This is a genomic window from Streptomyces johnsoniae (assembly GCF_031845565.1).
Taxonomy (GTDB): domain Bacteria; phylum Actinomycetota; class Actinomycetes; order Streptomycetales; family Streptomycetaceae; genus Streptomyces; species Streptomyces johnsoniae.
The window spans coordinates 40229-57896 of the sequence record NZ_JAVREV010000010.1; the positions used below are offsets into that span (position 1 = coordinate 40229).

A 17668-nucleotide genomic window follows, 5' to 3' on the forward strand; every position below is an offset into this window, starting at 1 on the left:
AAATCAGGGCCGGGAAGGCCCGGTTGCCGCGGGCGCGGGCCCCGGCGGCGCGGAGGCGGCGCGAACGACGCGCAGCAGGGTGCGTGCGTCGCCGAACGCACCAGCCTTGGTGATGACGGACAGTCCGGCGGGGGTGCGCAGGTGGACGACCCCGGGTTCTGTCTCGCCCTGCACGTCGAGGGCCGCAACGCCCGCGGCGAGCAGGACGGCGCGGGCCGTCTCGCCGCCGGTGACGACGAGAGTGCCGGCCGCCGCGAGCGCGGGCCGCAGGACGGCGGCGAGGCCGGCGGCGACGGCCGCGGCCCGGTCGGGGCGGACGGGCTCGGCGGGGTCGGGGAAGGCGACCACGGGCCGGTCCGCGGCGAGTTCGGCGGTGATGCGGGCCCGGGCGACGGCCGCGGGGGCCGGCGCGGAGGGCACGGGCACGGCGAGGGCGGGCAGTTCGCCGGCCAGGGTGTCACGCTGTGCCGTGGCCACCTCGGTCCTGCTGCCGATGCAGACGAGGAAGGGGCCGGCCGGGCCCGCCCGGTCGTCGGGCCGCCCGGCCGGCGCGGGCAGGCCGGGCAGGTGGTGGGCCAGGCCGCCCGAGCCGACCAGCAGCGCGGGCAGCCCGGCGGTTGCGGCCATGACCCGCGCGAGGTCCTCGTCGGTCACGGCGTCCACGACGACGGCGTCCGTGTGCGGCGCCGCGGCGGCCAGCGCGGCGGCGGCCCCGCCGTCGCGCAGGGTGGCGAGGCCGAGCGCCGCAACGGTCAGACCCGCGGCCGTCAACTGTTCGGCGAGCGGCCTGCGTTCCTGATGCCGCGCTTCGACGGGCTCGCCGTCGACGAGAACGCGGCCGTCGCGCACGGTGCGGCCGGTGGCGGGGAACGCCGGGGCCACGACGGCGAGGTGGCGTCGGCCCGTGCGGCCGCGGAGCGCGGCGAGGGCGGCCGCCGTCTCGGGGCCGATGTTGCCACGGAGGGTCGAGTCGATCTTCTTGTAGACGAGGGTGCCGGGCCCGGCACGGCCGACGGCCGCCCCGACGCGGGCGGCGGCGTCCGGCCCGGGCAGGTAGCGGCTGTCGGTGTCGGCGGCGATGACCGGGGCGTCGGGCCAGGGCGCGGCGGCCTCCAGGACGACGGTGGTACGGACGCGGGCGGCGAGCGCGACGGCGCTGTCGGCGGCTCCGGAGAGGTCGTCCGCGACGATCAGGACGGCGGGGTGGGCGTTCATGCGCGTTCGGTCCTGTCGACGGGCCGCTCCCGTTCTTGCGCGTTTCGCGCATCGTCGGCGGCGGGGCTCGTACCGTCGGGCTCCGTATCGTCCCGTCCCGGGCCGGATTTCGCGGGCGCGGGCGGCGCCGGGCCCGCGGCCGCGTCGAGTGCGGAGTCCGGGGGGTACTGGTCGGGGTAACGCCGTTGCAGGTGCCGGTAGTAGGCCAGCGTGATGACCGGCACCAGGAGCGAGGTCACGACGACGGAGGCGGCCACGAGCACGGTGGCCTTCTCCGCCGCCGCCTCGTAGGCCGGGTTGGCGGCGGCGACCAGGGCCGGCACGGCGGCGGCGTTGCCCGCGGTGGAGGCCGCGGCGAGGCCCGCCAGGCCGCTGCCGCCGACCATGCGGTCGGCGACGAAGAGGGTGCTGCCGCTGACGACCAGGACGAACAGGCCGAGCCCGACGCCGAGCAGGCCCGCCGTCCACACGGTGCCCAGGTCGATGCCGGAGCCGAGCGCGAAGCCGAAGAAGGGGATGCAGACGGGGACGGCCGGGGCGAGGAAGGCGCGCATCTGCGGGTCGAGGTTGCCTATGAGCATGCCCACGATCAGCGGCAGGATCGCGCCGAGCATGGTCTCCCAGGGGAACGCCGCGAGGCCCGCGACGCCCAGGGTGAGCATGGTGAGGAACGGCCCCGACTCCAGGCTCATCAGGGAGTACGCGGCCGCGTCCTTGGAGCGCCTGAACTGGCCCATGAGCGCCATGTACAGGCCGCCGTTGGTGTCGTTGAGGGCGGCGACGACGGCGAGTGTGGAGATGCCCGCGAACGCGCCGCCGTCGACCGGGGCCTCCCCGATGAAGTGGCCGAGGATGACTCCCACGACGACCGCGACCCCGGCCTTGGTGAGCAGGAGCGTGCCGCCCTTCTTCAGGATGTAGGGCGTTGTCCTCACGTCGATCGTGGCGCCCATGCAGACGTAGAACACGGCCAGGATCGTGAGGGAGCCGGAGAACAGCGCTCCGGTGAAGGAGCCGAAGAACTCCCCGGTCCCGTCGTGAATGGTGTTGATCACCGCCCCGAGGAGGAGCGGTACCAGCATCATCCCGCCGGGTACGCGCTCCACGCTTGCCTTGATCGGAATCGCCATGGCGGCCTGCCTTCCATCCACGTCCTCGTAGACCGGCCCTCGGGGAGTCGGCACGTCGGCGACCCTACGACTGCGTGCGCGTTTCGCGCAAGCTGCTCACTTCACGCATTCAGGCGCGGGCCACCGCGGGCGGGGTCAGGACGGGCAAGGGCAGGAGTTCAGCTCGGGACGCCGACTCCGGACGACGGCTCGGAACGTCAGCTGAAGAGGACGTCGCTGCACAGGAAGTGGAACTCGTCCTGGTCGGCCAGCTTCCAGACGGTGAGAACGACGGCCGGGCCGCTGTGGTCCGTGGAGGCGTTCGTCCAGACCGTGTTGGTGCGGCCGGGGAGGTGGGGCTCGGGCGACGGCGCGCCCCAGTCGGGTTCGTAGCTGCCCGTCGTCAGGGTGAGCTCCAGATCGTCCCAGCTCAGCGGCTCGGCGGTGGGGTCGTAACCGGGTCGGCTGACGTAGATCCAGTAGTAGTCGGCACCGTGCATGGCGGAGTCGTGCACGGACACGGTGAAGTTGTCCCAGGGGTCGGTGATCACGGTGGGGTGCCAGGAGCCGACCGCGTCCAGCGAGTCGTACCGCCCGCCCGCCGCGCCGCCCGCGCTGCACAACTGCCCGTCGGGGACGTTCCAGTTGTTGTACGGGCCGATCCCCGCGCCGGTCTTCGACACCTGGTCCCACAGCAGCAGCGCGTCCGGGTCGTCCTGCCATGCCTGCCAGCACATGGGGTCCTGCGCCGCGAGGGCCGGGTTCTGCCAGTCGTCCGCCCACCGCAGCCAGCAGCTGTAGTTGCGGGAGGCGGGGTCGATGACCGTGCCGTGGGCGTGCGCCGGAGCCGTCCACGGCACCGTGCACAGCGCGGTGGCCAGCGCGACGACGGAGCCGCGCGACAGCCAGGAGCGGGATCTTTCGGGGTCGGCGGGTCTCATGCGGGAGTCCTCCCTCGAGCGGCGGGACCACCGGCGGTGCCCGCCCGTGCCCGACAGTGTGCGCCGGGGGCCGGAAGCCGGTCAGGGCCCTTCCCGCCAAAACGCGGCGTCGGCACCGCCCCGCCGGGAAGGCCGAGGCGCCGGGCGAACGTCGCGGCACCGGCGGCATGCGCACCACGCGCATCCCGTGGCCCGCCGCACCCGCCGGCGCGCCCGCCCGCCCGCCGCTTCGGGGCGGGGACGGCCCGGTCCGCGGACGGCCGAACTTCGTCGGCGGCGCCGCGGCCGGCGGGCCGCCCCACCGCGCTATGGCCTGGGGGTGCCGTCCCATCGCCACGTGGTGAGTCGCGGATGGCCGGGAAGCTCGCCGCGGCCGGTGGCCCACCGGAGCGTGGACCATGGGTCGGTGCCGGCCGGGGCATCGGGGAAGAGGCGGGCGAGGACCGGCGCGCACAGGTCGGCGGGCGGGGACCACGGCCGGCCCAGCCCTTCGGCCAGGTCGTGGGTGTGGACCAGGGTCTCCACGATCCCCATGGCGGCGAAGCCCTCCGGGTCCGACACCCCGTTGCTGTGGTAACTGCGGACGTGCGGCGGCGTCGTGCGCACCATGGCGGCCAGCAGGGCCCCGCAGGACTCCAGGACCTGGAGCAGGCCCGCAGGCCCGGCGGAACGGTCGGCGCGCACGCTGATCGCCGGGCCGCCGGGTCTGCGGCTCCCGGCCACGAACGGCACCTCGCCGTCCAGCGGCGGCGTGCGGGGACCCAGTTGGACGGCGTAGGCGAACAGGTCGTCGGCAAGGTGCTCGGCGGTTTCCCAGCAGGTCCACTCCAGCCCGCCGGCCTTGTGCTCCCAGTCCGCGCCGGACGCCTCGGCGAGGGTGGTGAGGGCGAGCCGCACGGCTCGGGCGACATCGTCGGCGGTGACGGGGAGCGGGGGTGGTTGCGGCGTTCCTGGCATGGAACGCCACGCTATCGCCCGCGGCCCGCCCGGCGGGCCCGCGACCAGGCGCCGGCCAGCAGCGCGGCGGCCAGCGACCAGCAGAGGAAGAAGGCCGGCCAGGCGGCCGTGCCCCCGGACAGCTGCGGTGTCAGCAGAACCGTCAGCCCGGTCACGGCGGTGAGCGGGCCCGCCGCGTACCAGGTGGCGGCCAGGGCCGGTCCCGAAGCGCCGAGCATGCCGCTGTGCAGGACCCAGCCGGGGAGCACCGGCCGGTGCACCGCCATCAGCGCGCCCGCGGTCAGCACCGGCGCCGCGGCGAACAGCAGGGAGACCGCGGGAACACCGGTGGTCAGGTCCAGCGGCACCGCGAAAGGCAGTCCGGCGAGCAGCAGCACGGCGGTGGGCACCACGGCGTGGGCGAGGGTGAGCGCCGCCGCCGAGCGGGGCCACCACTGGGCCGCCCGGCGTGGGTCGTCGGCGTCGAGGCGGGCCGTTTCCACCAGCCGGGCGGCGGCCGCGTGTCCGAGGCAGACGGCGAGGGCGGTCGGCACGAGGGCGGCGGCACCTGAGGCCGCGGTGGTGGCGGCTGCCGCGGTGAACGCGGCGGCGAGGAGCAGGAGCGCCGCCGCCGGGCGGCGAGGGGCGCCGAGCAGCGCGACGGTGTCGCGCCACAGCACCGCGAGCCACAGCCGACGAGGCGGGCGCAGGCGGCGGGACAGGCGGGCGAGCCGCCCGGGCGGGCCGGCACCGCGGGCGGCGCCCGTGGCGGCGGCCGCCATCGCGAGCCGCACGGTGCGCAGGTCCATGGCGAGCAGCCCGCCGGCGACGCGCCCGACCGCGCGGGAACGCGTGCGCAGCACGGCGGCGGGCATGCCGCGGACCAGCCGCGGCAGCGGAACGAGGGCCACGGCCGCCGCGGCGGCGAGCAGGGCCGCGGCGGCCTGCCAGTACGGGGGGTGCGTGCCGGCCGCCGCGAGCGCGGGCTGCGCCGCCCAGCCCCACGGGCCGGACCACAGGACCGCGGTGCGCACCGCCTCGGGCGCGCCGCCGCCCGGCTCGGCCGCGTCCCGGGCGGCCAGCACGGCGAGCAGCAGCGCGCCGAGCAGGGCGGGGCCCGCCGCGGCGCGTGCGAGGCGGGCGGCCGCCGCGAAACGCTGGACGGCGACGGCTCCGGCCACGGCCAGCAGGGCGAGGCAGACGGCGGGCCCGGTGCACGCCAGGATCAGCGGGCCCGGATCGCCGAGCCGTGCCGCCGCGAGGACGAGCCCGAGGCCGAGCCCGGCGAGCAGCGCGCCGAGGCAGAGCAGGCCGAGCGACAGCAGGAACCAGGGCCGCAGCAGCGGCCACCGGGGCACCGGCATGGGCAGCAGCCAGTCGGCGTCCGGCCGGGGCAGCAGCACGGGCCCGCGCCACAGCGCGTCGCCGAATATCAGGCACAGGGCGACGAGCCCCGCCGCCACGGCGCCGAACGGCAACGCCTCGCGCACCGCTTCCTCGTGCGCGGGGAAGGGGCCGCCGTCCCTGCTGATCTGCATGGCCAGCCCGATCGCGTACAGGCCGTACCAGCTGGTGAGCAGCACGAGGGTGACGTAGGCGGCGTAGCCGGACGTGCGCCGTCGCGCGGCGCCGCGCCGGGCCCTCAGCCACCGGAGCGCCTCCGGGGCGGTCATGCCGGGTCCCCGTCGGCCTCCTCGGGCAGGACGTGCCCGGGCGGGCCCTCCGCGGTGACCACGCCGCGGTCGAGCACGAGCACGCGGTCGGCGACGGCCCGGGCGAGTGCGCGGTGGTGGGTGGCGAGCAGCAGGGTGGTTCCGGCCGCGCGGCGTTCGGCGAGCCGTGCGGCCAGCCGTTCCCTGGCCGCGGGGTCGAGCCGCTGCTCGGGCTCGTCGAGCAGCAGCAGGTCCATGGGCCGCAGCAGTGCGGCGGCGAGCAGCATCTCCTGGAGCTGGCCGGAGGACAGCTCGGCGGGCAGCGCCGCGGCGCGCCCGGTCAGCCGGTGGGTCTGCAGGGCCAGGTCGATGCGCGCCTGCGGTTCGGGCACGCGATGGCCGACGGCGACCAGCTCCAGGTGCTGGCGCACGGTCAGGTCGGGGTAGCAGGCGGGCGGGTCGCCGACGACGGCGACCCTGGAACGGATCCGCGGGTCGTCCTCGCTCATCGGCAGGCCGTCGAACGCGACGCGCCCCGTGGACGGCTCCTCGCGCCCGGCAGCCAGCCGCAGCAGCGTGGACTTCCCCGAGCCGTTGCGCCCGAGCAGGGCGACGCACTCCCCCACCGAGACGTCGAGGTCGAGTGGGCCGAGCACCTGCTGCTCGCCGTAGGCGCGGCTGACTCCGGCAAGGATCAACACGATGGGTCTGGTCCCCCTGTACACGGTCCCGGCGTGCTGCCGGGCGGCCTTCACCGTACGTCAGGGCGCGGCGGGCAGGGCGTTCGGGCCCCGGCGGCCGACCCGGGCGGGCGCGGCCCGTCAGGTTGTCCGTCACCGGCCGGCCTTCCCTGGGGTCCGGCGGCAGGCTGCCCGGCCGCGGGGCGTTCACAGGACGCCGGGGCACGCTCGCGCGCGTACGATCGGGGGTCCCCCGTCCCGACCCGCCGTGTGGAGGCGCCGTGTTCGAGGGCCCGTTGACCGCCGACTTCTGGTTCGATCCCTCGTGTCCCTACACGTGGCTGACGTCGCGGTGGATGCTGGAGGCGCAGCGCGTCCGGCCGGTGACGGTGCGGTGGCGCGTGATGAGCCTCGCGGTGCTCAACGAGGGCCGCCAGGACAATCCCGAGGGCGAGTGGGGCGACTTCCTGTGGCGGCCGGTGCGCATCTGCGCCGCGGTGGCCGAGGAGTTCGGCGAGGAGGCGCTCGGCCGGCTGTTCACGGCACTCGGGGCCCGGCTCCACGAGCGTGGCGAGTGGGACACGGCCGGGGCGGCACTCGCCGAGGCAGGGCTGCCCGCGCGGCTGGCGTCGGCAGCCGACTCCCCCGGCTGGGACCCGGCGGTGCGCGCCTCGCATGCGGAGGCGATGGCTTTGGTCGGGCCCGAGGTCGGCACCCCGGTCATCGCGGTCGGTGGCGAACGGGGCGGCCGGGCGGCGTTCTTCGGCCCCGTCGTCGCCCCGGTGCCCCGCGGCGAGCAGGCCGGACGGCTGTGGGACGGGGTGCTGCTGCTGGCCGGGGAGCCGGGATTCCACGAGCTGAAGCGCTCGCGCCCGGAGCAGCCGCCGACCGGCTGAGCCGGCGGTCAGCCGCCGCGCGCCGGCCCCGGGGCGGCCAGCGAGCCGAGCAGGGCCAGGGCGTCGGCGGAGGGGCTGCCGGGCTCCGCGTGGTGGACGACGAGCCGCTGGCCGCGCGCCCTGTCGACGGTGAACGTCTCGCAGTGCAGGTCGAGATCGCCCACCTCGGGATGGCGGAACAGCGCGGTACCGCCCAGCCTGCCGCGCATGTCGCCGCGGGCCCACAGCGTGCGGAACTCCTGGCTGTGCACGGAGAGTTCGCCGACGAGCCGCACGAGCCCCGGGTCGTTCGCGCAGGTGTCCGCCGCCCGCAGCAGCAGGGCGGCACACGCCGCGGCACCGCGGCTCCAGTCGCGGTGGACGTCGCGCGCCGCCGGGTCGAGGAACGTCATGCGCGGCAGGTTGTCGGACCGGGCGAACGGGGCGTGCAGGGCGTCGGCGAGCCCGTTGCGGGCGAGGATGTCGCCGGTGCGGCCGAGGACGAAGGCGGGCGTGTCGCACCAGGTGTGAATCATCTGCCGCAGGCGCCGGTCCACCCGCTCGGTGCGCACCGTGCGGGGGACGCGCTGTGCGGTCGGTGCCAAGCTGCGGAGGTGGGCCGCATGCCGCGCGTCGAGGCGCAGCGCGGCCGCCACCGCGTCGAGTACCTGCGCCGAGGGGTGCCGTTCCCTGCCCTGTTCCAGGCGCCGGTAGTAGTCGGTGCTCACTCCGGCCAGCAGGGCGACCTCCTCACGGCGCAGTCCCGGCACCCGGCGGCGGCCGGTTGCGGGCAGTCCGGCGTCCTCGGGCCGCAGCGAAGCGCGCCGGGTGCGCAGGAAAGCGCCCAGCACGTTGCCGCGGGCGGGCTCGTCTTCTCCCATGCCATCGAGGCTAGGCCGGGAATGGGGCGGCGTGAGCGCCCGAACGTGGCCGTGCGGGAACCAGGATTGCCAGGACCCGGCAGCCGCCGGGGTATGGACCGGCGGAAAACCCGGACATACGATGTCCCATGTCCGCGCCATACGTCCCTGGGGAGACGATGCACGCACTCAACTCCGGGAGCCTGGCGGGGGTCTGGTCCACCGTGCTGCTGCCCGTCGCCCCGGACGAGACCATCGACTTCCGCCGCCTGGAGGCCGCGCTGGAGGCCGTCCTCGGGGCGGGGGTGCACGGCGTCTACACCAACGGCACGGCCGGGGAGTTCCACACTCTGGAGGAGTCCGAGTGCGACCGGCTGCACGAGATGGTCGCCGCCCGGTGCACGTCTGCCGGCCTGCCGTTCCAGCTGGGGGCGGGCCACCCCAGCGGCCAGGTGTCGCTCGGGCGCATCAGGCGCGCCGCCGCGCTGGGGCCTGGCGCCGTTCAGGTCGTGCTGCCCGACTGGCTGCCCCTCTCCCCCGACGAGGTCCTGGACGCACTGCGGCGCATGGCGGGGGCGGCCGGCGGGGTGCCGCTGGTGCTCTACAACCCGCCGTACGCGAAGACGCAGGTGAGCCGGGCGCTGCTCGCCCGCATCGGCGACGAACTGCCCGAGGTGATCGGCCTGAAGGTACCGGGGGCCGCGGTCGCGAGTGGGCTGACGGAGCGTTTCGCGGTGTTCGTCGCGGGCCACACGCTGGCCTCGGCACGGCGCGAGGGGGCGGCCGGGTCGTACTCGAACGTGGCCTGTCTGAGCCCGGCTGGCGCGGTGCGCTGGTACGACCTGATGACAGCCGACCCGGCCGCGGCGCTCGACGTCGAGAAGCGGTTGCGGGCCTTCCTCGACCGGCACGTCGCGCCGCTGGCGCGTGCGGGGTTCAGCGATCCGGCGCTGGACAAGGCGCTGTGCGCGGTCGGCGGCTGGGCCGAGGTCGGCACCCGCGTCCGCTGGCCGCACCGGTCGGTGCCGGAGACGGCGGTGCCCGCGCTGCGCGAGGCGGCGGTGCGTGCCGTTCCCGAACTTCTGGCGGACCCGGTGGGCAGCCGCTGACCCCCTGGTCGCGGCCCCGCGCCGGACGGCCGTGGGGAGGTCAGGGCCCCGGCCCACGGCCGGTACGGGCACACGCTCTTTTCGCGCCCGACGCGCAGTTGGGCACACAGGTGAAAGCGGGTGCGCGAGGAGGCCATCACCCACCCCTCGCGCACCCGCGGTCCATGCGCGGGCCGGCTCAGCGGAGCCAGGGATAGCGGCGGACGAGCGCCAGCCGCTCCCACGCCCGGCCGAGGCCCCAGACCCGGCCGGCGGAGGTGGCCGCCACGACGATCATGGCGACGGCGTACACGAGGTGCTGGTCGACCAGCGGGTTGGACGAATTGCTGGGCGTGCCGTCCGACAGGTGCCGGGCCGGCGGGAACTCACCGGCCCACAGGAACAGCATCATCAGCGGGCCGGCGAACGCGGTCACGCGCAGCCCGACGCCGGCGACGAGGGCCACCCCGATGCCGAGCATGCCCGCCATGTACATCCAGTCCACCCACATCTGGCCGGCCCACGCGTTGAACGTGGACTCCATCGGGCCACCCGACACGCTGCCCAGGTAACCTCCGGCCGGCGAGCCGCCGTTGACCCAGGCATTGCCGGACGCGGTGGCGTAGCCGAAGCCGAAGGTCTTGTCGAGGAAGGCCCACAGGAAGATCGCACCGGTGGCGAGCCGCAGCACGGCCAGCGCCCTGCCCGCCCCCGTCGGGAACTGGACCGGCACGGGGGCGGTCCGCGGCACGGCGGGTCGCGAGTCCGCGGCGGTCAGTGAGGGATTTCCGGTGCTCATGACGTCGCTCCCCGGGTCGGGTCCGTCCGGTGTTCGGCGGCCGCCGCCGGGGGCTCGGTGCCCCAGAGCAGTTCGCCGCCGTCGTACAGCGTGATGTGGGCGGCCCTGGCGGACGTCTCGCCGGCGTCCTGGTAGGACCAGTCGTTGCCGGGGTCCCAGCCTGCGCCCCCGTCGATGCGGAACTGGACCTCGGCGCGGTGCTGGGACTGGCCGCCGGGATAGATGAGCCGTCCCGAGCAGTCGATCTCCGCGTAGTAGAGGTCGTCCGAGACGTGGTGCACGCCGGTCTCCAGGCCGGGGCACTCGGAATAGTTGCTCGTCACCGTCACCCCCGCCGGGTCGACGCCCGGGTCCAGCGTGAACCAGTAGCGCAGGGAGGCGCCGTCCAGCGCCCGCGCCGGCCAGGCCGACTGGTTGCGGACGGTGGCCTTGATCTCCGTGAACGTCGCACCCGTCGCGTTGAGCGCGCCTTCGACGTACAGCTCGGCGTCGTCGGGCTCCTCGGCCGGCGGGAAGCCGGCCAGCGGGGTGCCTCCGTAACGCGCCGTCAGGTGGGCGAGGGCGCCGGAGAACGCCGCGTTGTAGTCGGTGGCCACCTCGTTGGCCACGTAGTCCTGGCGGCTGTCGGTGTACCGGTCGTCGGCCGAGCCGGGCCCGCCGACGAGCGCGCCGTACAGCACGTGCCGCGTCTCCTCCGGCGCGGTCAGCTGATCGGTCCAGGAGCCGTGGGCGGTGCGGTGGTGCGGGTTCTGCGGCGGGTTCTCGCCGAAGCCGACCACATAGCTGGACTCGCGCGGGTTGTCGCCGAGGGCGTAGTTGATCTGCCGCTCGCCGAACTCCCGGTAGCGCTCCGCCCGTTCCGCGTCCGTTCCGGCCAGCCAGTCCGCGTAGAGCAGGGCGACGAAGGAGGTGTTGGCCGCATACCGCAGCGACCCCCAGGTGTCCAGGACCGCCTGGCCGCCCGGCGAGTACGGCACGCGCTGCCCGTTCACGCCCGTCGTCCAGTAGTCGAGCCAGCGGTTCGCGTCCTCGACGTAAGTCCGGTCGCCGGTCTCCATGGCCAGCAGGGCGTAGGCACCGTACTGCTTGTTGTCCCAGGCGATCGTCCACCGGTAGCTGCGTGTCGAGGTCTGTGGCTCGGTGCCCAGCAGGTCGTATTCGCTGACGGCCTTGGTCAGGTAGGCGTCGTCGCCGGTCGCCTTGTACAGCCAGTACGCGCCCCAGACCAGCTCGTCCTGGTAGCCGGACCAGGAACGGTAGAAGTCACCCGCGGGCACGCAGTCGGAGTAGTTGCCGCGGTGGGTGTCCGCGAACGCGTACAGCTCCTCGGCATGGCGCACCAGCGTGGCCGCGTAGCCCGGGTCGTCCCCGGCGAACAGCAGGGAGGCGGACGCCATTGCGGCCGCGGTCTCGGCCGCCACGTCCGAGCCCGGGCACTCGGCGTCGACCCGGTAGGCGGGCCGTTCCATCTGCATGACCTCGGCAGGGCCCCACCAGCGGTGGTCCTCGTGGCCGTCGCCGACCTGGGCGTAGAGCACGTCGGGCTCGGGGTGTGCCCTGATGAAGTAGTCGTTGACCCAGCGGAGATTGCTCTTCAGGTGCTCCAGCTGGCCCGCCTGCTCGTAGCCGTCCTCGGCGGCGAGGGCGCCCCAGGCCAGCATCGTCGCGGAAAAGGCCATCGGCAGGCCGAACTTCACGTGGTCACCGGCGTCGTACCAGCCGCCGGTCAGGTCGAGACCGACGTCCGCACCGTCGTTCAGACCCGAATCGCCGCGCCAGCCGACGCGGTTGTCGTCGGGCAGCGCGCCCGAGCGCTGCGCCTCGTAGAAGAACATGGACTTCTGGAGCGCCTCGGCGTAGTTGTACGTGGGCGCCTGTGCCTGGGGCTGCGCCTGGGCGCCGCCGGAGGCCACCGGCACCAGCAGCCCGCCGCAGAGCACCGAGGCGGCGAAGACCGGGGCGAGGCCGCGGCGGAGGCCGGTGGGGCGCATCCGTCTGCGGGTTCTTGCGGGTGGTCGGTCGGTAATGGGGGGTGACATCGGTAGGCCCTTCTCCCTGCTTCGCAGTCAATGCGAGAACCGCCGCCGGGTGGTGACTGCCTCAGCACCCCGGATGGGTGATCGGCAGTCGGGTTGGGAGCGCTCCCACCCGGCGGCGGCGGCTTTATCGTCCGGAGCCGACATGGCCCCGTCAATACTCTGATCGCTTTCGACTTCGAACGGTCCACGCCCGGAGTCGCCGCACCCGCCCCGGATGACTTCATGACCCGTCGACACGGCCATCCGGGGCGGGGGGCCGTTCCGCACCTGTTCGTCCCTGACAGGTGCGGAACGGGCGGCACCCGCTGCCCACCGGACACCCCCTCCCGCAGGGGGCCCGGAGCGGCTGACACCACGGCAGGAAGCGGGGGCTGCGATCAGCTGCCGGCGCGCGTCCCAGGCGGTGACGCGCGCCGCGGGCTCACAGTCCCGTTCCCCGGCTGCGCCGGTTGAACGAGCTGCGACGGTTGACTTCCTGTATCCGCGTGCGGAGCGGCGGACGCCGGTCCGCGGTACTCCTGTCGTCCGGCCGCGGACACTGATCCGCGGCCGCGTTCTCCTCCGGCCCGGCCCGGCCCTCGCGTCCGGGCGGCCGGCCGCCACGCCAGGCGACCTGGCAGACGGCGGAAATGCCTTGGGAGGGTGGCATGTTTGCGGCCCTTCTCGATCCTGTGCATGGGTACGAGAACCACCGCCGAGCGAGAGCGATCCGCACGGCCAATGGGAGCGCTCCCACTCAGCGGTAATGTCCCTCATAGTGGGAGCGCGTCAGGCTTCCGTCAACACCCGGCGCATTCCTTTTTCAAACAGAGAAACCGCCGGGAGGGCCGCGCCGGTCCGCGCGGCCACAGGAAAGTGAACGGGCCCGGGCCCCCACAGGCTTGTTTACGCACGTGAGCGGGCCGCCCGGCTTCGTTGGTTGAACCCGGTCGGCCGGGCCGGGCGGAGTTATGCCGGACGGGGTCGCGCGTTCCGCAGCCTGATGCCGCTGAAGCCGAGGGTGCTCGCGGTTACCGCTTCCCAGAACTCCCAGAGGTTGTCCAGCACGCGCAGTTGTATCCCGGCGTCCCGGTGGAGCGCGAGGAGATCCCCGACGGGCTCGGGCGGCCCCAGGGGGTGGACGCTCCGCGTCGCGACCACCGCGTGCGGCACCGGTTCGCCGATGGGCCGGAACGGGCCCGCGGGCAGCCGGTACGCGAACAGCCGCACGGTGCGGAGCCGCTCCAGCCAGCCGTACTCGACGGCGTGCACCCGACGACCGCCGCCCGGGCCGACGATGCGCAGCAGGTCGTCGCCGGTCGTGCCGGGGACGGCCCACGCCATGGCCCGGGGGCAGGCGCGCGGGAACCAGTAGTCGGGAGCGCGTGGGGCATCGACCGCCCAGACGTACGCCTCGGAACCGCGGCCGGTGGCCGCGACGTGCGGGTGGAAGAGGGTGAGGGAGGGGTCCTCGGAAAAATGGAGGACTTCACCGGGGCGCGGGCGCATGTCGCAGTTTGTATCGCATGCGCCGGCGCGGCGAACACGAATCCCGCCGCAGCGACCGGAGGGGCAACGGTGCGCCGGACGACGACCAGGCAGGGCGCCGGGGGACGGGAACGCGCCCGGGCACGCCCGCCCGTGGCGTCGGCGCGGCGGGATTCGTGTCCGCCGCAATGTTTCTCCGCGCCTTGCAGCGGGGCTTGCCGACGGTTTTCGGACAGCCGCCCGGCGTGCGCCGCCACGCGGGTAGTTCATACAATCAGCACGTCACGGACACACTCGGGTGGGTGGCGGAAACCGCGCATGCCCAGGAAAAACCCGTTGATTTTCGGCACGAACGGCCGTGACCCTTTCCAGGTTGCCCAGTTCCACCTCGCACTGACTCTGGGATGTCATGCACATTCGCGATCTTCCGCATACCGACCCCGGCGACCCGGACACGCGATCCGGGTTCCGGTTCCTGGTCTGGTTGTTCCGACGTCAGCTGGGGGGTCAGCTCAAGGCCCTGAGCTGGGGCACCCTGCACATGGCGTGCATCGCCATGCTTCCGATCAGCATGGGCCTGGCGGTGGAGTCCGTGGTGGACGAGTCCGGCGGCCGGCTGGCCATGACCGGACTGCTGCTGCTCGGCGTCACGCTGCTCATGGCGTTCGCCGACACCATGCTGCACCGTTCCGCGGTGACCAACTGGATCACCGCGGCGGCCCGCGTGCAGCAGCTGCTCGCGCGCCGCACCGCCGAGCTCGGCGGCGTGCTGACCCGGCAGGTCGCGGCCGGTGAGGTGGTCAAGGTGTCCACCGGGGACGTCGAGAAGATCGGCTGGTTCGTCGAGTCGTTCTCGCGCTTCGCCGCCGCCGTGGTCGTGACCCTGGGCGTCTGCGCGGGGCTGATCGTGTACGAACCGCAGCTCGGGCTCATCGTGCTCGCCGGTATCGCGGCCGTGGTGCTGACCGTCTGGCCGCTCCTGCCCGCCGCGACCCGGAGGGCCGACCGGGAGCGCAGCAAGTCGGGGCGGGCGACGGAGCTGGCGTCCGACACGGTGGCGGGGCTGCGGGTGCTGCGCGGCATCGGCGGCGAGGAATTGTTCCTCGACCGTTACCGTCGCGCCTCCCAGGAGGTGCGGTCCGCCTCGGTGCACAACGCCCGGATGTGGTCGCTGATCGACGCTCTCCAAGTCGTCATGCCGGGACTGCTGATGATCGTGGTGGTGTGGCAGGGTGCCCGGCTCGCCCTGGACGGCCGGCTCTCCGCCGGCGAGCTGGTCACCATCTACAGCTCGGTCAGCTTTCTGCTGTTCCCGCTCCGGCTGTTCCAGGAGGCGGCGATGGCCTTCACCTTCTCCCGGCCGTCCGCGAGGCGCGCGGTGCGCGTCCTCGGCCTCGCCCGCGAGGCGGGCCGCGGTGCGGCGGGCGGTCAGGACCCGGCGGGTCCGGCCGAGCCCCCGAGCGGCGACATGCACGATCCGGCCACCGGGCTGCTGGTTCCGGCGGGACGGCTGACCGCTGTGGTGTGCGGCGATCCGAACTTCGCCGAGCGGCTGGCCGGCCGGCTCGGCGGGCACCCGGTCGAGGGCGGGGGCGAGCCGTCGGCGCTGCTCGGCGGCGTGGCCCTGGACGAGGTGCCGCTCGCTGTGGCACGCACCGCGGTACTGGTGCAGGACAAGGACCCGGTGCTGCTGTCCGGCACGCTGCACGAATTGCTGTCGGTGCCCGCCTCGGGCCGGGTGTCCGCGGGTGAGGCCCTGCGCACGGCGCAGTGCCACGACGTGCTCGCGGCGCTCGCGCGTGCCTCGGCGGACGGCAGCGGCGACCCGATGCGCACCCGCATCACCGAACGGGGCCGCTCCCTCTCCGGCGGCCAGCGGCAGCGCCTGGCGCTGGCCCGTTCGCTGCTGACCGACCCGGAGGTGCTGGTGCTGGACGAACCGACGTCGGCCGTCGACTCGCACACCGAGGCCAGGATCGCGGAGAGCCTGCGCGGTCTGCGGTCGGGCCGGACGACCGTGGTGTTCACGTCGAGTCCGCTGCTGCTCGACCGCGCGGACCTGGTGGCCTTCGTGCACGAGGGTGCGGCGATCGCCACCGCGTCGCACCGCGAGCTGCTGCGCAGCACCCCCGAGTACCGCGCGGTGGTCACGCGCGAGCCCGAGTCCGCTCAACTTGCCGAGGAGACCGCGTGATCGGCTTGAAACCGCCGGAGTACGACCCGGCCTCCACCGAGCATGCGACGACGCTGCCGGTGGCCGGCCGGACGACTGTCCGGGCCTACGTGGGCGAACTGATCCGCCGGCATCGGCGCGCGTTCCTCGTCCTGGTGGGCGTCAACTCGATCGCCGTGCTGGCGTCCATGACCGGCCCCTATCTGCTGGGCGGAGTGGTCCAGGACCTTTCGGACGGGGTGCGGGAGCTGCATCTGGAGCGCACGGTCGCGGTGTTCGCGGTCGCGCTCGCCGTGCAGGCGTTCTTCGTGCGCATGGTGCGGCTGCGCGGCGCCGTGCTCGGGGAACGGATGCTGGCGGATCTGCGGGAGGACTTCCTGATCCGGTCCGTGGGGCTTCCGCCGGGCGTACTCGAGCGCGCGGGAACGGGCGATCTGCTGGCGCGGATCAACACCGACGTGGACCGCCTGTCCAAGGCGATGCGCGAGGCCGTGCCGCAGATGTCCATCGCGGTGGTGTGGACCGCGCTGCTGCTGGGCGGCATCGTGGTGACGGCGCCCCCGCTGATCCTGGCCGTGGTACTGGCGGTGCCGATCCTGCTCGTCGTGTGCGTCTGGTACTTCCGGCGGGCGCCGGCGGGCTACCGTTCCGAGTCGGCCGGCTATGCGGCCGTGGCCGGGGCGCTGGCGGAGACCGTCGACGCCGGGCGGACCATCGAGGCGCATCGTCTGGAGAGCGCACGGATCGAGCTGTCGGACCGGCGCGTTGGCCAGTGGACCGCGTGGGAGCGGTACACCTTGTGGCTGCGTTCGCTGCTGATTCCGGCGATCAACATTTACCACGCGCTGACGCTGACCGGTGTGCTGCTGATCGGCGGCGCGTTCGTCCTCCAGGGCTGGATGACGGTGGGCCAGCTGACGACGGGTGCGCTGCTCGGGCAGATGCTGGTCGAGCCGGTGGGGATGATTCTGCGCTGGCTGGATGAACTGCAGGTCGCCCAGGTGTCGTTGGCGCGGCTGGTAGGAGTGCGGGAGATCGAGGACGAGGAGGGCGACCTGTCGGTGTCGCCGGAGGGGCGCGACCTCGCGGCGGATCAGGTGCGCTTCGGCTACCTGGCCGGGTCGGACGTGCTGCACGAGGTGTCGCTCGGTGTGCCGCCCGGGACGCGGATGGCGCTGGTCGGCCCCTCCGGGGCGGGCAAGTCGACCCTCGGCCGGCTGCTGGCGGGGATCTACGCCCCGCGGGTCGGCGCGGTGACGCTGGGCGGCGCCCGGTTGTCGGGCATGACGGCGGAACGGGTGCGGGAACACGTGGCGCTGGTCAATCAGGAGCACCACGTCTTCGTCGGGCCGCTGCGCGACAATCTGCTGCTGGCCAGGACCGACGCCACCGACGCGGAACTGTGGGCGTCGCTGACCGCCGTGGACGCGCACACGTGGGTGCGGGAGCTGCCGGACGGGCTCGACACGGAGGTGGGCTCGGGCGGGCTGACCGTGTCCCCGGCCCAGGCACAGCAGATCGCGCTCGCGCGGCTGGTGCTCGCCGACCCGCACACCCTGGTGCTCGACGAGGCCACCTCCCTGCTCGACCCGCGCGCCGCCCGGCATCTGGAGCGATCGCTTGCCCGGGTGCTGGAGGGGCGCACGGTCATCGCCATCGCCCACCGGCTGCACACGGCCCACGATGCGGATGTGATCGCGGTCGTGGAGGACGGGCGCATCAGCGAACTGGGCAGTCACGACGAGCTGGTGGCCGCCGACGGCGCCTATGCGGCGCTGTGGCGGTCCTGGCACGGGTGATCCGCGCCGCCACGGCACAGGCGGGTGCGGCCCGG

At 74.3% G+C, this 17668-nt stretch carries 14 protein-coding genes; 4 read left to right on the forward strand and 10 right to left on the reverse strand.

Translation table 11 applies throughout. The annotated features are described in order from the left end of the window. Window positions 1–3: 3 nt before the first annotated feature. The 6 genes from RM779_RS18660 to RM779_RS18685 form a co-directional block, all read right to left on the reverse strand. On the reverse strand, window positions 4–1215 hold the full coding sequence (locus RM779_RS18660; RefSeq protein ID WP_311618864.1) for a four-carbon acid sugar kinase family protein: 1212 nt from the start codon (window positions 1213–1215) through the stop codon (window positions 4–6). Further along, window positions 1212–2399 (reverse strand): 2-keto-3-deoxygluconate permease, encoded by a 1188-nt coding sequence (locus RM779_RS18665; RefSeq protein WP_311618865.1) that lies wholly within the window; start codon window positions 2397–2399, stop codon window positions 1212–1214. Before RM779_RS18665 ends, RM779_RS18660 begins: the two co-directional genes overlap by 4 nt. Before the next feature lie 143 nt (window positions 2400–2542). Further along, a complete protein-coding gene (locus RM779_RS18670; RefSeq protein ID WP_311618866.1) occupies window positions 2543–3265 on the reverse strand; it encodes a lytic polysaccharide monooxygenase in 723 nt (240 codons plus the stop codon). 306 nt (window positions 3266–3571) lie between these two features. Further along, complete coding sequence (locus RM779_RS18675) at window positions 3572–4222, reverse strand: maleylpyruvate isomerase N-terminal domain-containing protein (RefSeq protein ID WP_311618867.1); 651 nt, start codon at window positions 4220–4222, stop codon at window positions 3572–3574. 11 nt (window positions 4223–4233) lie between these two features. Beyond that, window positions 4234–5874, reverse strand: coding sequence for a hypothetical protein (locus tag RM779_RS18680; RefSeq protein WP_311618868.1), 1641 nt, complete (start codon window positions 5872–5874; stop codon window positions 4234–4236). Next, entirely contained in the window at window positions 5871–6554 is a 684-nt protein-coding gene (locus RM779_RS18685) for an ABC transporter ATP-binding protein (protein WP_311618869.1), read from the reverse strand. Before RM779_RS18685 ends, RM779_RS18680 begins: the two co-directional genes overlap by 4 nt. Window positions 6555–6814: 260 nt before the next feature. Between RM779_RS18685 and RM779_RS18690 the strand changes: the two genes are divergently transcribed. Continuing rightward, window positions 6815–7429, forward strand: a complete 615-nt coding sequence (locus tag RM779_RS18690) for a mycothiol-dependent nitroreductase Rv2466c family protein (RefSeq protein WP_311618870.1) — start codon at window positions 6815–6817, stop codon at window positions 7427–7429. Window positions 7430–7437: 8 nt separating this feature from the next. Here RM779_RS18690 and RM779_RS18695 read toward each other — a convergent pair whose 3' ends face one another. Further along, a complete protein-coding gene (locus RM779_RS18695) occupies window positions 7438–8289 on the reverse strand; it encodes a helix-turn-helix domain-containing protein (RefSeq protein ID WP_311618871.1) in 852 nt (283 codons plus the stop codon). A gap of 158 nt (window positions 8290–8447) precedes the next feature. On the opposite strand from RM779_RS18695, the gene RM779_RS18700 reads away from it, so the two are divergent. Next, window positions 8448–9377 (forward strand): dihydrodipicolinate synthase family protein, encoded by a 930-nt coding sequence (locus RM779_RS18700; RefSeq protein ID WP_311618872.1) that lies wholly within the window; start codon window positions 8448–8450, stop codon window positions 9375–9377. Window positions 9378–9555: 178 nt separating this feature from the next. On the opposite strand, the gene RM779_RS18705 is transcribed toward RM779_RS18700, so the two are convergent. The 3 genes from RM779_RS18705 to RM779_RS18715 form a co-directional block, all read right to left on the reverse strand. Next, window positions 9556–10155: a hypothetical protein gene (locus tag RM779_RS18705; protein WP_311618873.1), complete on the reverse strand. Its 600-nt coding sequence runs from the start codon at window positions 10153–10155 to the stop codon at window positions 9556–9558. Further along, window positions 10152–12146 carry a glycoside hydrolase family 9 protein gene (locus RM779_RS18710; RefSeq protein ID WP_311618874.1) on the reverse strand — a complete coding sequence of 665 codons (1995 nt, stop codon included), beginning with the start codon at window positions 12144–12146 and terminating at the stop codon, window positions 10152–10154. Before RM779_RS18710 ends, RM779_RS18705 begins: the two co-directional genes overlap by 4 nt. A gap of 996 nt (window positions 12147–13142) precedes the next feature. Continuing rightward, window positions 13143–13682 carry a DUF6886 family protein gene (locus tag RM779_RS18715; RefSeq protein ID WP_311618875.1) on the reverse strand — a complete coding sequence of 180 codons (540 nt, stop codon included), beginning with the start codon at window positions 13680–13682 and terminating at the stop codon, window positions 13143–13145. A gap of 388 nt (window positions 13683–14070) precedes the next feature. Between RM779_RS18715 and RM779_RS18720 the strand changes: the two genes are divergently transcribed. Both RM779_RS18720 and RM779_RS18725 read left to right on the forward strand, forming a co-directional pair. Continuing rightward, window positions 14071–15855: an ABC transporter ATP-binding protein gene (locus tag RM779_RS18720; protein ID WP_311618876.1), complete on the forward strand. Its 1785-nt coding sequence runs from the start codon at window positions 14071–14073 to the stop codon at window positions 15853–15855. Further along, window positions 15852–17633 (forward strand): ABC transporter ATP-binding protein, encoded by a 1782-nt coding sequence (locus RM779_RS18725; protein WP_311618877.1) that lies wholly within the window; start codon window positions 15852–15854, stop codon window positions 17631–17633. Before RM779_RS18720 ends, RM779_RS18725 begins: the two co-directional genes overlap by 4 nt. The last annotated feature ends 35 nt before the right edge of the window (window positions 17634–17668 follow it).

Bases quoted from the DNA above. Each gene is read 5' to 3' on its own strand.
- RM779_RS18660 (WP_311618864.1), bottom strand. From the start codon at position 1,215: ATGAACGCCCACCCCGCCGTCCTGATCGTCGCGGACGACCTCTCCGGA.
- RM779_RS18670 (WP_311618866.1), bottom strand. From the start codon at position 3,265: ATGAGACCCGCCGACCCCGAAAGATCCCGCTCCTGGCTGTCGCGCGGC.
- RM779_RS18675 (WP_311618867.1), bottom strand. From the start codon at position 4,222: ATGCCAGGAACGCCGCAACCACCCCCGCTCCCCGTCACCGCCGACGAT.
- RM779_RS18680 (WP_311618868.1), bottom strand. From the start codon at position 5,874: ATGACCGCCCCGGAGGCGCTCCGGTGGCTGAGGGCCCGGCGCGGCGCC.
- RM779_RS18695 (WP_311618871.1), bottom strand. From the start codon at position 8,289: ATGGGAGAAGACGAGCCCGCCCGCGGCAACGTGCTGGGCGCTTTCCTG.
- RM779_RS18700 (WP_311618872.1), top strand. From the start codon at position 8,448: ATGCACGCACTCAACTCCGGGAGCCTGGCGGGGGTCTGGTCCACCGTG.
- RM779_RS18705 (WP_311618873.1), bottom strand. From the start codon at position 10,155: ATGAGCACCGGAAATCCCTCACTGACCGCCGCGGACTCGCGACCCGCC.
- RM779_RS18710 (WP_311618874.1), bottom strand. From the start codon at position 12,146: ATGCGCCCCACCGGCCTCCGCCGCGGCCTCGCCCCGGTCTTCGCCGCC.
- RM779_RS18715 (WP_311618875.1), bottom strand. From the start codon at position 13,682: ATGCGCCCGCGCCCCGGTGAAGTCCTCCATTTTTCCGAGGACCCCTCC.
- RM779_RS18720 (WP_311618876.1), top strand. From the start codon at position 14,071: ATGCACATTCGCGATCTTCCGCATACCGACCCCGGCGACCCGGACACG.